Genomic DNA, 12,045 nt, shown 5'->3' with positions numbered 1-12,045 from the left:
ACGGGAACGCGGCGGTGCCGTCCGCGGCCGCCGTGACGGATGCCCGCAGCCCCGGGTGTCACGCCGGGCTGCGGCTTCCTTCACCGGGGATGTGCGGGGACCGGGCACCACCGCCCGGATGGCCAGATCCAGGTCGAGACGGCTGTTCATGTCCAGCTCGAACCGGCCGTACATCTCCTTATCTGGACACTTTCGAGTGATGCTCGCGCCGGTGCCGTGGCGGTGGCAGCGGTGGTGTCATTGGGCCATCCGAGTGCGTGCTCGGGGAGGCCTGACGGTGTTTCTGCTGATGCTGGACGGCGGACTGCGGCCGGGCGAGGTGCTGTCGCTCCACTTGGACGACATCTCCCGTCTTATGAACAGTTCAGCTGTCTCACAGGCGTGCCTGTCTCAGGGGTTTCAACGGCGAGGGAGCGTCCGTCGTGCGAGGGCGATGGCGCGGGGTGTCTCAGATCCGTCGCGGATTCGTGAGCCTGTCGGTGGTCCTCACCCACACGAGTGAACGATCAGGCGAGTCCGCCGCTACCGGGAGCCCTGGTCCATAGGGTCGCTTTGTCTTGTCCCGAATGAAGGAAGTTGAGTGGATCATGGCTGACGGCCACGTGATCGTTCTCGGTAGCGCGGCCGTGGGGACAGGACCCAGACGCTGACGCGCGACGGCTACGACATCAGCGCGCTGGACGACAACGGCTTCATCGGCTCGGTGGCCCTCCGGAAGGGGCGGACGGCCACACTGTGCGAGCACCCGCAGTCAGGTGACCGCAGCGTGGTCCTCACGGAGCCGGATGACGCCGGCAACGGGTTCGACAACGTCACGTTCTTCATGGACGTCCCCAGCCCCGAGGCCGTCGGCTTGCGCCGGTGCTCCTGAGGGCCTTCGGTCAGATGCCGGCCGGCGAATTTCCACCTCTCCGATCTTGACAGGAGAAACGGAATCGGTGGCCGGGTTTATGGAGAGTTGTGACAGCTCACGGCATCCGCGATTTCACTGTACTGGCCATCAGGAGGTTTCTTCCATGCCTGTTTCTGTCGACACTGCGATCTACGACCACAAACTGGTCGGGACGGTCTGGGGAGAGAAGCTGGATGCCGATCTCCTCTTCTCCTTCGAGCGCAAGCCGGGGGAAGTCGAGAAGATCCCCGTCAAGGGCAGTCTCCTCACCGGCATCAAGGAGACCGTCAACACCGATTTCCTCCGAGGCGAAGTCAAGTTCTGGGCCAAGAAGAACGACACGGGAGAGTACGACCTTTACGGAAACGTCGACCTGAGCGGCGAATTCTTCAGCCACGGACGCAAGCACAACGGCTTCGGCACGGGCGACGTCAAGCTCACGACGCTGGCGCCAGCTGCCCCTGCCGGTTCCCAGGACGGGGCACCTGTAAAAACCGTCTCCGTCGACGCTACGACCTACGACAACAAACTGGTCGGGACGGTCTCGGGAGAGAAGCTGGATGCCGATCTCATCTTCTTCTTTCAGCGCAAGCCGGGGGAAGTGGAGAAGATCCCCGTCAAGGGCAGTCTCCTCACCGGCATCAAGGAGACCGTCAAGAGCAGTTCCCTCCAGGGCGAAATCAAGTTCTGGACCAAGAAGGACGGCACGGGAAAGTATGACCTCTACTGCCAATTCGAAATGCGCGGCGACTTCCTCTTCGATGGGCACTCGGCCGGCGCTGTCGAAAGCGGTGATTTCAAGATCACGACGCTGAGTTTCTGACAGGCTCTTCAGGGGCGGAGCATTTCGAGCCGGCCCGGGCTGGCCGGGCTTTCGCTCCGGCAGCGTTTCCCCGGCCTGGTCCTGCCGGGACCGTCATTGTCGTGGCTCGGGAGCGTTTGCGTGGGTCGGGCCCGGGCGCGTCGGTCCTGCGGTCGCGCGCTCGGGGCGTGAACGGCCTCCGCCTCCGGACGGGTTGTCCGGAGGCGGAGGCCGTTCTGATCAGCCGGGTGCCGGGACGGCGGCGAGTGTCCGGTGGGTGCCATCCGTATGAGTGAACGATGGGGCGAGTCCGCCGTTGCCCGGAACCCGTGATCCCTAGGGTCGCCTTCGTTCAGCAATCCCCAGGCCATGCCGCCGATCAGAGAGGAACACGATGGGATCCGACGTCACGGTCAGTAGCGACTGTCAGAAGCAGTACCTGGAGCTACTGAAGACAAAGAAGGCCACGTACATCATCTTCGCCTTCAACAAGGACGAGACGGAGATCGTCGTCGAGAAGTCCTCCACCTCCAAGGACTACGAGGACTTCCTCGCGGATCTGCCCCAGACCGAGTGCCGTTGGGCTGTGTACGACTTCGGGTGGGAGTCAAACGGGTACAAGCGCAGTAAGTTCGTCTTCTACTCGTGGTCGCCCGACGGCGCCAAGTCGAAGCAGAAGATGCACGCCACCGCCTCCAAGGACGCGCTGAAGGGTCTGTTCGAGAGCATCGCGGTTGAGGTGCGGGGGACCGATTCCGACGGGATCTCCCACGAGATGATCTTGGCCAAGGTGAAGTGAGCCTGCCGCTCGGACCGTGAGAACCCCGCCAGCCGCGCGGAGCAAGCGGACTGGGGTGGTGGTTGCGGCACCCACAGTCGCCGGATCACGCCGGCCGACGTAGGGGGCAGGCTCTGTTGGATCAGTTCATGCCCCCTACGTCGGCCGCCACCATGCCCCGCCCTCCCCCGTACTGGTGCCCGCCCTGGTTCGCTTCCGGGGGACCGGGTCGGCGGTCAGTCGGGTGTCGGCATCGTGGCGAGTGTCCGGTGGGTGCGTCGGGTGCGGTCCTGCTTGTGGGCCTGGTTCTGGTGGTAGAGGTTGGCGGTCACGGTGGCCAGGGCGTCGAGCTTGTTCTGTAGCAGAGAGGCGTGCTGCTTGGACTTGCAGAGCTGGCGGCGGCGTTCGGCGATCTCCTCGTCGCGCCGCACTTCGCCGGGGGTCCGCAGGACGGGCCGCTCGACGTGGGTGCCCCAGTCGGCGAGGACGGTGTCGGCACGGTGGACGGTGGCGTGGCTGACGCCGGCTTCCCGGGCGAGGTTCTCCTTGGTGAGGGCGCCGTCGGTGCGCTCCGGCCGGCCTTCCAGCAGGCGGGTCATGGCGGCGCGGAGCCTGGCCTCGGTGGCGGGCGAGACGGGCATCAGGCGCTCTCCAGGGTCGGGTTGAGCTGCTCGAAGTGGGCGGTGACCACGCGGACGTCGGCGAGGCGGTTCTCGATGAGTCGCCGACGCGGGGCGGGAAGCTTGCCGGCGAGACGCTCTTGCAGGTCTTGTTCTTCGAGGCGCCAGATCGGGGCGTGCTTGATCGTGAGGACGGAGTTGCGGCAGCGGGCGGACTGGCAGGCGCCAAGAAGGGGCTGGTTGCCGCGCCGGTCTTCGGGCAGGGCGTTCTGGCACTCGGCGGTGGCCTTGTTCCACAGGCAGTGGTTGATGGTGCCCAGGCGCAGGTCGGCGATCTCGTCCCGCAGCAGGCTGACTTCCAGGCGGCCGTCGGCGGCGGTGGCCCGCAGGGTGGTTCGGGCCTGGTCGAGGCGGGTGTTGACCTCGTCGAGGCCGGTGTGGAGGCGGTGGGCGCCGGGCCCGATCGCGACCTTTTGCCTGAGCGGCGGGAGCGGAGCATGGCGGTGAGGCGTTCGGCGGCCGCGGTCTCCAGTTCGGTGCTGAACTCCTTGGCCCACTGCTTGTCGGCCTGGCCGTAGCCGGCGGTCACGGCGTTGGCCAGGGCCCGGCGGGAGGCGTGCTTGAGCTGCAGGCCGTTGGCGATCTCCCCGTCCGGCTCCAGCCGGGTGATCAGGGCCATGGTCCTGCGGAACATGTGCGGGCGGACGGAGCCGGCGGGGATGGGTTCCAGACCGAGGACGGTGGCGTTGTCGTTGACGGTGGCGATGAAGTAGTCGATGTCGACGGCGGGGTTGAAGCCCTTGCCGCTGTCCAGGTTGTCGCTGCGGGCGGTGCTCTCGGTGAGGTTGGCGAAGATGTGGGTCTCGTGCCAGGAGAACGCTCGGCCAGGGCGATGGCCTGGGCGACGGGCTCGATGATCCACCAGTGCTTGCGAGGCCGGCCGGGTTCGGCCTTGACCAGGGTGGAGGCGATGGCCGGGGCCCCGTAGTGCTGGGTGAGGGCTCCGCGGCGGATCTCCCGGATCTCGCTGTCGCGCATGGCCGACGTCGCCGCGATGAAGATGTAGCAGGCGGCCCGGATCATCCGCAGTTCGTTGGTGTTGCCTCCCTGGTGGTGGAGGGTGCGGCGGGCAGGGCCCTTGGCCGCGTCGCGCACCAGGTCGCGGCGGGCCAGAACGTGCTCGTTGCCGAGGGCTCCGAAGGCGGAGTCCGCGCGCTGGCGGCCGAGCAGGATGGTTTCGAGGTGCGACCAGACCGCTGCTTCAACCGGTTGAAGCAGCGGCGCGGCCTGGCGACCCACTACGACAAGACCCGCGAGTCCTACCAGGCCGCCGTCACCATCGCCTCGTTCCTGCTCTGGATCTGATCTTTGAAGACGACTCCAAGGGCTTGTTGCAGAAGGTCGGGTGTGGGCAGGTCGGTGTGTGTTCTGACCTGTGGGTACATGCGGTTCGGGCGAGGTTGTGCATGTGGGCGACGGCCTGCACTACGTGGTGCAGGCCGTCGCCTTTCTGTCGGCAGTCACGGAGGATCTTGTAGTTCTTCATGCGAGCGAAGGTGTGCTCGACGCGGGCATACACCCTTCGGTGCTCGGCGTTGTCCTCCTCCTGGGCCCGCAGGAGCGGACGGCCGACTCGTCGGCGGTGGGGTACGACCAGGCCGGTGTTCAGGTAGGCACCGTCGGCCAGCACGGTGGTGTCGGCGCATTGCGCGGGCAGGCCGGAGGCCCGCCAGACGTGGGCGTCGGCCTTGTTGCCCGGCGCCGGACGAGCGGTGGCGACCACGAGCCGGGTTTCCGCGTCGATGACGACCCGCACGTTCGTCGAGAACCGGTAGTTGCCGCTGGACGCGCCCACGGTATGGTCGCGGACCGGGACCAGGGTGCCGTCCACGATCCACAACCGCTCCACGCCCGGCCGCGGGCGGTCGGCGGCCTCCAGCGCAAGCAACGGGCCCAGACGCCGGACGATCCGGCACACCGTCGCCGAGGAGATCCCGAACAACGGCGCCAACTGCCGCATCGTCAGATTTTGCCGGTAGTACACGGCCACGAGCAGGACCCGGTCCGCCAACGGCAGACCCACAGCCGCCCCCTTCTTCCGGCCCTCCGTCTCACACCGCGCGATCCTGGTGTACCTGCGACTGGACCCGGACACGGTGGAGCTGGAGGTGCGGATAGTCTCGTCCGCAGACGTGGAGAGAGCCGTGCCGTTGATCCGGCGGGCGGTCGACGAGTCCTGAGGGACGCCGGAAGGGCGGCTGAAATCTGAGTGCTCCGGCCGCCCTTCTCGCGTCCTCGGCCGCTCGCCCTGGTGACGGTTCTCATGCTCACGCCTCCGGTCCCGCGAGGACGAAGTTGTCCTGGGCCAGCTCGGCGTTCAACCGCTGTTCGGCGACGTCTGCGTAGTGCGGACTGAGCTCGGCGCCGACGAAGCGTCGGCCTTCGCGCAGGGCGGTCCTTTCGGGGCTGGGAGGCGGTGAAGTGGCCGGGCAGGTAGAGGTCCCGGCTGTTGTCGAGGGTGCCCTTGACACCCCAGATGATGAACTCCGCGCTCTGCTTGAAGCCGCCCTTGCGGGGGCGGCTGACGGGCTTGATCCAGGCGATGGTGCCCTGCCAGGTCCAGCCCGCCATCTGCAGCGCGTCGCTCGTGGTGGGCTCCTGCCGCCAGTCGGAGAAGACCATCGCGACCGAGTACTCAGTGCTCGCCCGGTACGCCTCGGTGAGCAGTCCGGTAAGCCACGAGCGGTACGAGCGCTGGTCGCGGTTCTCGCCGGGGAAGGTCTTGAGGTCGTGGATGCTGCCGCTGGTCACGTACTTGGCGCGGGCGTCGCGGCTGGTGCGCTCGGAGCTGGTCCGCCCGCCGCTGTTGTACGGGGGGTCGGTGATGACGGCGTTGACGGACTCGTCCGGGAGGGCCTTCAGCACGGTGAGGGCGTCGCCGCGGTGCAGCTGGTAGCTCATGGGTCTTCCTTCGGGGCATGGTGCTCGGGCCCGCTCCGGGCGGCGCCCGGCGGCAGCCGCCGGGGGCGGGGATGCCCGGGAAGGTAGCCGCGATCGGCGGCCGTACCTAATGAGTGGCGACGGGGTGCCGGGCTCGGCCGGGGGTCGTTTGGTGCGGCCGACTTTCGCGTCTACTGTCTCGCCATGCCGACCGGGCAGCTGGCCAAACGGCCCTGGCCCGGGGCGTGTTGGTTCGTGCTGCCTGTGCAGGCGCGATCACGTGCGGGCGGCGTCCCCTTCCCCTGTCTTCTGAGGAGCGCCGTCGTGTTCCGGCTGAGATTACGAGCGCGGCTGGCTGCCGCGCGTGACCCGAGACCGGCGTCCTGGAGCTACCAACTCCCTGGACCCGGGCCCGCTCTGAGCAAGGGCGGTTTCATCACCGGCGCGGTGCCGGCGACTTCTTCGCACGAGAGGCCGGCACCGCGTTCTCCTACGAATCCCCGAGGAGCCGCTGCGATGCAGCATGCCCTGGCACACCCGTGCCCTCATCCTCTTACGCCACCCGGTCGGCCGCTGCCTGGTGACCGGGGGCCGTCGTGAAGAAGACGGTCGGCGCGCTCGTCTCCGTCGTCGCCTGCGGTCCGCTGGTACTGGCCCTACCGGTCGCGATTGTCGGTGCGGGCAGCGCCTCGGCCTCCACGTCCAGTTCCTGCCCTCCCGGGGGAAGTCCACAGGGTGTGGATTCCTCGGCGGTGGCGGCGCAGGTCGAGGCGATCCTCAAGGGCTCCAGTCCGCTGTCGGCTCCGGCCGTGGCCGGGCTGAGCAAGCCGTCCGAGCAGATCCCCAACGCCCGGACGATCCAGGCCACCGGTGTCGCGATGCACATCCCCGTGCGCGGGCAGGTCGTCGCTCTGGCAACGGCGCTGCAGGAGAGCGAACTTCGCAACGTCAACGGCGGCGACCGGGACTCGCTGGGGCTGTTCCAGCAGCGGCCGTCGCAGGGCTGGGGCACGCCGGAGCAGATCATGCAGCCGGTGTACGCCTCGACGAAGTTCTACGAGGCGCTACAGAAGGTCAGCGGCTGGGAGTCGATGACCGTCACCCAGGCCGCCCAGGCGGTGCAGCGCTCCGGCTTCCCCGACGCCTACGCGAAGTGGCAGCCCCTGGCGGAGGCGCTCCAGAAGGCCCTCGCCCCGCTGCTCGGCCCCGCTCCCGGCGCCTCGTCGACGCCGGCACCGACGCCAACGGCCGGCGCGAGCGCCAGTCCGACAGCGGGGAGTGGCTGCGGAACGCCTACGGCGGGCGGCGACGGCAGCGACTTCGGCACCATCCCCGCGGGCTCGCTGCCCAGCGGGTACACGATCCCGGCCGATGCGCCGCAGCCGGTGCAGACCGCGATCCGCTGGGCACTTGGCCAGTTGGGCACCGCCTACCAGTGGGGCGGCACGTGCGCGTCCTCGCACGGCGCGGACCCGATGGGCAGGTGTGACTGCTCCTCGCTGATGCAGATGGCCTACCGCTCGGCCGGCGTCTCGCTGGAGCGGACCACGTACGACCAGGTCAAGCAGGGCACCGCCGTCTCGGCGGACGCGCTCAAGCCGGGCGACCTGCTGTTCACCCGGGGCAGCGCCGCCGTGCCGGAGCACGTGGGCATGTTCATCGGTTCGGGGCTGATCGTGCACGCGCCGAAGACCGGTGACGTGGTCAAGATCTCGACCCTCGCCTCGTGGCGGCCGGAGATCCTCGCCGCCCGCCGAATCGCCTGACCGGCTTCCCCTCCCTTTCTCTTCTCTCCCCTTCTTCTTTGGGCTGCCTTCGCGCGCCCTGAACCGCTCTGGAGCTTCCCTTGTATCTCGCGGACGCAGTCGTACAGCTCGCCTACGACCCCGGTATCACCCCCAACGAGGGCGGCCTGCCTGGACTTTCGGTCCTCAAGCAGGTGATGAGCTCCCTGAACTTGTTCGGGATCATCGCGGTCGTCGGCGCCCTGGCCGTCAGCGCCGGTGTGTGGGCCTGGGGCCACCACTCCGGCGGCCACCAGGCCGAGGCCAACGGCAAGAAGGGCGTGCTCGTCAGCGCGGGTGCTGCCCTGCTGCTGGGCGCCGCGAACGGCGTCGTGTCGTTCTTCTCGGCGCTCGGAAGCCAGGTCAAGTGATGCAGAAACGTTCCTTCGCTTCGGGTCCTCGCCCAGGTGGCTCCGGCGGCGCGCTGGTGCGCCGCCGGACGCTGCTGGGCTCGCTCGTCCTGGTGGTGCTCGTCGCCGGCGCCGGCGTGCTGGCCTACGTCACCCGGGACGGGCGCGAGGCCGCCAACCCGACTGCTGCGGCTGCGGGTTCGACCGCGCCCTCCGCACCGCTGGCTTCGCCGTCGCCGGGCGGGCATGCGAAGGCGCTGCCGGGTCCGCCCTCGACGCACGATCCGATCGCGTTCGCGAAGGCGGCGGCGGTGGTGCTGTGGTCGTACGACACCCGCTCCTCCTCGCAGCCGGAGCTGGTGGCCTCCTTCCACCGGTGGCTGACCGGCGAGGGGCAGTACCTCGACGCCGACTCGGTCGACCGTCTGGTGCCCTCGCCGGTGCTGTGGGGGCGGATGGCCGACTCCGGGCAGTTCGCCACCGCGACCGCGGACGAGGCGCACTTCCCGGACCGGTTCACCAAGGCGCTGCAGGCCGATCCGGGGGCGATCACGCAGGCGTACGTCTACGCCGTGACCGTCTCCGGAAAGCAGTCGATCTCCTGGAACGGCGCCCCGCAGGGCGGGGCCGAGGACCGCTCGGCCACCCTCGCCGTGCAGTGCCGTCCTGACCGCCCGTGTGCCCTGGCCGGTGTGCTGCCGGCCGTGGCGCCCTGACCTGGGGAGTTCCTCGTGGATATCTGCAACCTCCCGATGGTCTCCCAGGTCTGCGACATCGTCGACGGCATCAACTTCGTCAGCGACCCGGGCAAGAGCATCACGGACGGAATCGGCGCGTGGATCGCCAAGAGCATGGGGGAGCTTGCGGCCAGCGCCGTCGACCTGTGCGCGAAGGCGGTCGACGAGACCACGGCCATCGACCTGTCGGCGCCGTGGTTCAGGGACAACTACCAGTTGATCCTGCCGATCGGGCTGATCCTGACCGTGGGCACCTTCTGCGCCCAGCTGGTCCTGGCCGCCTGGCGGCGGGACGAACGGGCGCTGGCCAAGGCCGCCTGGGGCACGATGACCGGCGTGCTGTTCGCCTTCGGCGCGATCAGCTTCACGGCGGTCGCGGTCACCGTGGTCGACGCCTTGTCGGCCGGGCTGTTCCAAGCCGCGCACACCAGCGTCGCGGACGCGGTCAGGCGCATGATCAAGGTCAGCCAGTTCGGCCCCATGTTCGCCCTCGGCTGGGCGATCCCCGCCCTGGTCGCGGTCGGCAGCGCGATCGGGGCGTTCCTCTACTGGTGCGTGATGGTCGCCCGCAAGGTCGGCGTGCTGATCCTGGTGGTGCTCGCCGCCTTCGCCGGTGCCGGTGGCGGCTGGGAGGTCGCCCAGCGGTGGCGGCGCGGCTGGATCGAGGCCACCGCCACCCTGATCGTCTCCAAGCTGCTGATGACCGTGGTGTTCCTCGTCGGCGTCTCCGCCCTCGGCAAGACGGACGCCAAGGACGGCATGGCCGCCCTGTCCGACGCCATGGCCGGTGTCGTGATCATGGTCATGGTGCTGCTGTGCCCGTACGCCGTCTACAAGTTCGTCCACTGGGCGACGGACGGCAGCGGCCACGACGACACGCACCGCACCGGCATGGCCGGCATGGCGGTCGCGGCCGGGGCGGCGAAGACCGCCGGTTCCCTGGCCATGCAGATGAGCACCGGCGTCCCGGCGCCGCAGGGCCCGGCCCAGGTCCCGGGTACGGGAGGTGGCGGTGCCGCCCCCGGCGTCGACCCGACCGGCCGGATCAGCAAGGAGGGAATCGACGCCGGCCCCGCGCAGCAGCCGACGAAATTCCGCTTCGGCGAGAACCCGAGCGCGGGAGGCGACCGCGGACGCGCCCTGGTCACCCGGCCCGGCATCCCGGCCCTGATCACCCGGGCCTCCCCCGGCAGCGGCGGCGGGCAGCAGTCGGCGTCCGGCGACGGTCAGGACGGCGTCGCGGCCCAGCCCTCCGCGCCGTCCGTGCCCGGCGTCTCGACCGCCCCGGCCGCGCCCGCGCCCTCGGCGCCAGGCCCGGCCCCGGCGGGCCCCGGTGTACCGGCACCGCCCGCACCGGCGAGCGCAGGACCGGCCGCGGGCGGAGCACCGGCTCCGGCACCGGCCCGGTTCGTCTACCCCGGTCCCACCCAGCCCGGTTCCTGACCGGCACCCCCATGTCCTGGGGCGGGCGGCAGCCCGCCGCCCGCCCCGGGCCCCGGCCACCAGGGAAGGAGCATCCGCGATGACGTCCAGAAGAGTGCCGCGCCCCCGCCCACCGCCCGCACGCTCTCCCCCTCTGGAATCCCGATGTCCTCCTCGACGCCCGACGCCACCCCTGCGTCCGTCAAGTTCCCCCACCGAAGCCGCCGAGGCGTGCTGCTCGGCCTGAGCGCCCCGCAGCTCATCACCACCTCGGCCACGGGCCTGCTGCTGCTCGCCGTGCTCGTCACCCGGGGCGTCACCGGCGCCCTGGAGCTCATACCCCTGTGGGCCGGTGTCGCCGCCCTGGTGTTCATCCGCTACCGGGGCCGCACCCTCGCCGACTGGGCGCCCGTCGCCGCCCGCTACGGCCTGCGGCGCCTGCGCGGCCAGCTGGTCTGGCTCACCCGGCCCTCCTCCCGCCCGATGCGCGAGGGCCTGCTCCACCTGCCCGGCAGCGCGGCCAGCCTGCGCGTGGTCACCGCGCCCGATGGCCGCTACGGCGCCGTCCACGACCCGCACGCCGGCACCCTCACCGCGATCGTCAAGGTCTCCTCCCGCGCCTACGCCCTCCTCGACCCCGGCACCCAGAACGCCAACGTCAACGGGTGGGGGCGTTCCCTGGCCGCGCTCGCCCGAACTGGTCAGGTCGCCCGCATCCAGGTCATCGAGCGCACCGTCCCGGACACCGGCGACGCGCTTCGCCGGTACTGGGAGGAGCACGGCCGCCCCGACGCGCCGCTCGCCGGTGAGCTGTACGGGGAGCTGATCCGCGGCGCCGGTCCGGCCGCCGCCCCGCACGAGGCGTACGTCGCCATCGCCCTGGACTTCAAGGGCGCGCGGCGGCTGATCTCCCAGGCCGGAGGCGGCCTGACCGGTGGTTTCGCGGTCCTGGCCCAGCTCACCTCCGCGTTCGAGCAGTCCGCCCGCACCGCTGGCCTCACCCCGTCCGGCTGGCTGTCCGCTGGCGAGATCGCCGCCGTGGCCCGGACCGCCTACGACCCCAAGTCACGTGCCGCGCTGGACCGCTGGTCCGAGGACGGACGCCCGTCTGCCGACCCGGCCGCCGCCGGCCCGGTCGTGGTGGTGGAGAAGGCCGACCACATCTCGACCGACTCCGCCCATCACACCACCTACTGGGTCGAGAACTGGCCGAGGACGCAGGTCAACCCCGGCTTCCTCCACCAGGTGCTGTTCGCCTCCGGCGTGCGCCGCACCGTCTCCCTGTCCTACGAACCCCAGGACCTGGACTCGGCACTGCGCGACGTGCGCCGCAAGAAGGCCAGCGTGATCGCCGACTCGGCCGAGCGCGCCCGCAAGGGCCAGGTCTCCAGCGAAGCCGACTCCGTGGAGTACCAGGACATCCAGGACCGCGAGCGGCAGCTGATCGCCGGCCACGCCGATGTCGCCCTCACCGGGCTGCTGACCGTCTCCGCCGACACCGAGGACGAACTGCGCTCCGCCTGCGCCGTGGTGGAGACCGCCGCCGTGGGCGCGCAGCTCGACCTGCGCCCGCTGACCTGGCAGCAGGCCGAGGCGTTCACCGCCTCGGCGATGCCGTTCGCCCTCGCTTCCTAATGTTGTTTGTCAAGCCGTCTCGGTCGCTGGCGGTGTGACGTGGTAGCACCGTCTGTCACGGATCAGGGCCCAGAGGACGTTGACG

At 70.0% G+C, this 12,045-nt stretch carries 10 protein-coding genes and 2 pseudogenes; 8 read left to right on the top strand and 4 right to left on the bottom strand.

Annotation, left to right across the window (positions count from 1 at the left end):
- The first annotated feature begins 1,016 nt into the window (after positions 1 to 1,016).
- Both ACZ7KX_RS19520 and ACZ7KX_RS19515 read left to right on the top strand, forming a co-directional pair.
- Entirely contained in the window at positions 1,017 to 1,715 is a 699-nt protein-coding gene (locus tag ACZ7KX_RS19520) for a hypothetical protein (RefSeq protein ID WP_470327493.1), read from the top strand.
- A 373-nt stretch (positions 1,716 to 2,088) separates the two neighbouring features.
- The gene (locus ACZ7KX_RS19515) at positions 2,089 to 2,493 is read left to right on the top strand and encodes an actin-binding ADF family protein (protein ID WP_470327492.1); all 405 of its coding nucleotides are present in this window, start codon (positions 2,089 to 2,091) and stop codon (positions 2,491 to 2,493) included.
- Between the two features lie 215 nt (positions 2,494 to 2,708).
- Here ACZ7KX_RS19515 and ACZ7KX_RS19510 read toward each other — a convergent pair whose 3' ends face one another.
- Positions 2,709 to 3,113, bottom strand: a complete 405-nt coding sequence (locus ACZ7KX_RS19510; RefSeq protein ID WP_470327491.1) for a hypothetical protein — start codon at positions 3,111 to 3,113, stop codon at positions 2,709 to 2,711.
- Complete coding sequence (locus ACZ7KX_RS19505) at positions 3,113 to 3,649, bottom strand: hypothetical protein (protein WP_470327490.1); 537 nt, start codon at positions 3,647 to 3,649, stop codon at positions 3,113 to 3,115. Before ACZ7KX_RS19505 ends, ACZ7KX_RS19510 begins: the two co-directional genes overlap by 1 nt.
- Before the next feature lie 430 nt (positions 3,650 to 4,079).
- Here ACZ7KX_RS19505 and ACZ7KX_RS19500 point away from each other — a divergent pair, with 430 nt between their 5' ends.
- Positions 4,080 to 4,457 carry a hypothetical protein gene (locus ACZ7KX_RS19500; protein WP_470327489.1) on the top strand — a complete coding sequence of 126 codons (378 nt, stop codon included), beginning with the start codon at positions 4,080 to 4,082 and terminating at the stop codon, positions 4,455 to 4,457.
- An 82-nt stretch (positions 4,458 to 4,539) separates the two neighbouring features.
- Here the strand turns inward: ACZ7KX_RS19500 and ACZ7KX_RS19495 are convergent.
- Both ACZ7KX_RS19495 and ACZ7KX_RS19490 read right to left on the bottom strand, forming a co-directional pair.
- A pseudogene (locus tag ACZ7KX_RS19495) lies at positions 4,540 to 5,213 on the bottom strand (transposase family protein); the annotation flags it as partial.
- 206 nt (positions 5,214 to 5,419) lie between these two features.
- Positions 5,420 to 6,053: pseudogene (locus tag ACZ7KX_RS19490) on the bottom strand (DNA-methyltransferase).
- Positions 6,054 to 6,628: 575 nt separating this feature from the next.
- Between ACZ7KX_RS19490 and ACZ7KX_RS19485 the strand changes: the two are divergent.
- The 5 genes from ACZ7KX_RS19485 to ACZ7KX_RS19465 all read left to right on the top strand — a co-directional run bounded on the left by ACZ7KX_RS19485 (position 6,629) and on the right by ACZ7KX_RS19465 (position 11,960).
- Positions 6,629 to 7,798, top strand: a complete 1,170-nt coding sequence (locus ACZ7KX_RS19485) for a C40 family peptidase (protein WP_470327488.1) — start codon at positions 6,629 to 6,631, stop codon at positions 7,796 to 7,798.
- 80 nt (positions 7,799 to 7,878) lie between these two features.
- Positions 7,879 to 8,187 (top strand): DUF6112 family protein, encoded by a 309-nt coding sequence (locus tag ACZ7KX_RS19480; RefSeq protein WP_470327487.1) that lies wholly within the window; start codon positions 7,879 to 7,881, stop codon positions 8,185 to 8,187.
- The gene (locus tag ACZ7KX_RS19475; RefSeq protein ID WP_470327486.1) at positions 8,187 to 8,882 is read left to right on the top strand and encodes a hypothetical protein; all 696 of its coding nucleotides are present in this window, start codon (positions 8,187 to 8,189) and stop codon (positions 8,880 to 8,882) included. The genes ACZ7KX_RS19480 and ACZ7KX_RS19475 overlap by 1 nt, the downstream gene beginning before the upstream one ends.
- A gap of 15 nt (positions 8,883 to 8,897) precedes the next feature.
- On the top strand, positions 8,898 to 10,346 hold the full coding sequence (locus ACZ7KX_RS19470) for an SCO6881 family protein (RefSeq protein ID WP_470327485.1): 1,449 nt from the start codon (positions 8,898 to 8,900) through the stop codon (positions 10,344 to 10,346).
- 144 nt (positions 10,347 to 10,490) lie between these two features.
- On the top strand, positions 10,491 to 11,960 hold the full coding sequence (locus ACZ7KX_RS19465) for an SCO6880 family protein (protein ID WP_470327484.1): 1,470 nt from the start codon (positions 10,491 to 10,493) through the stop codon (positions 11,958 to 11,960).
- The last annotated feature ends 85 nt before the right edge of the window (positions 11,961 to 12,045 follow it).

This window comes from Kitasatospora sp. NPDC038210 (genome assembly GCF_055600605.1).
Note: the sequence above shows the minus strand (reverse complement) of the source record. Positions and strands in the feature narration are given on the sequence as shown.

What these genes read in the sequence shown, in the direction of transcription:
- ACZ7KX_RS19520 (WP_470327493.1), top strand. Translation starts at nt 1,017, where the DNA reads ATGCCTGTTTCTGTCGACACTGCGATCTACGACCACAAACTGGTCGGG.
- ACZ7KX_RS19515 (WP_470327492.1), top strand. Translation starts at nt 2,089, where the DNA reads ATGGGATCCGACGTCACGGTCAGTAGCGACTGTCAGAAGCAGTACCTG.
- ACZ7KX_RS19510 (WP_470327491.1), bottom strand. Translation starts at nt 3,113, where the DNA reads ATGCCCGTCTCGCCCGCCACCGAGGCCAGGCTCCGCGCCGCCATGACC.
- ACZ7KX_RS19475 (WP_470327486.1), top strand. Translation starts at nt 8,187, where the DNA reads ATGCAGAAACGTTCCTTCGCTTCGGGTCCTCGCCCAGGTGGCTCCGGC.
- ACZ7KX_RS19465 (WP_470327484.1), top strand. Translation starts at nt 10,491, where the DNA reads ATGTCCTCCTCGACGCCCGACGCCACCCCTGCGTCCGTCAAGTTCCCC.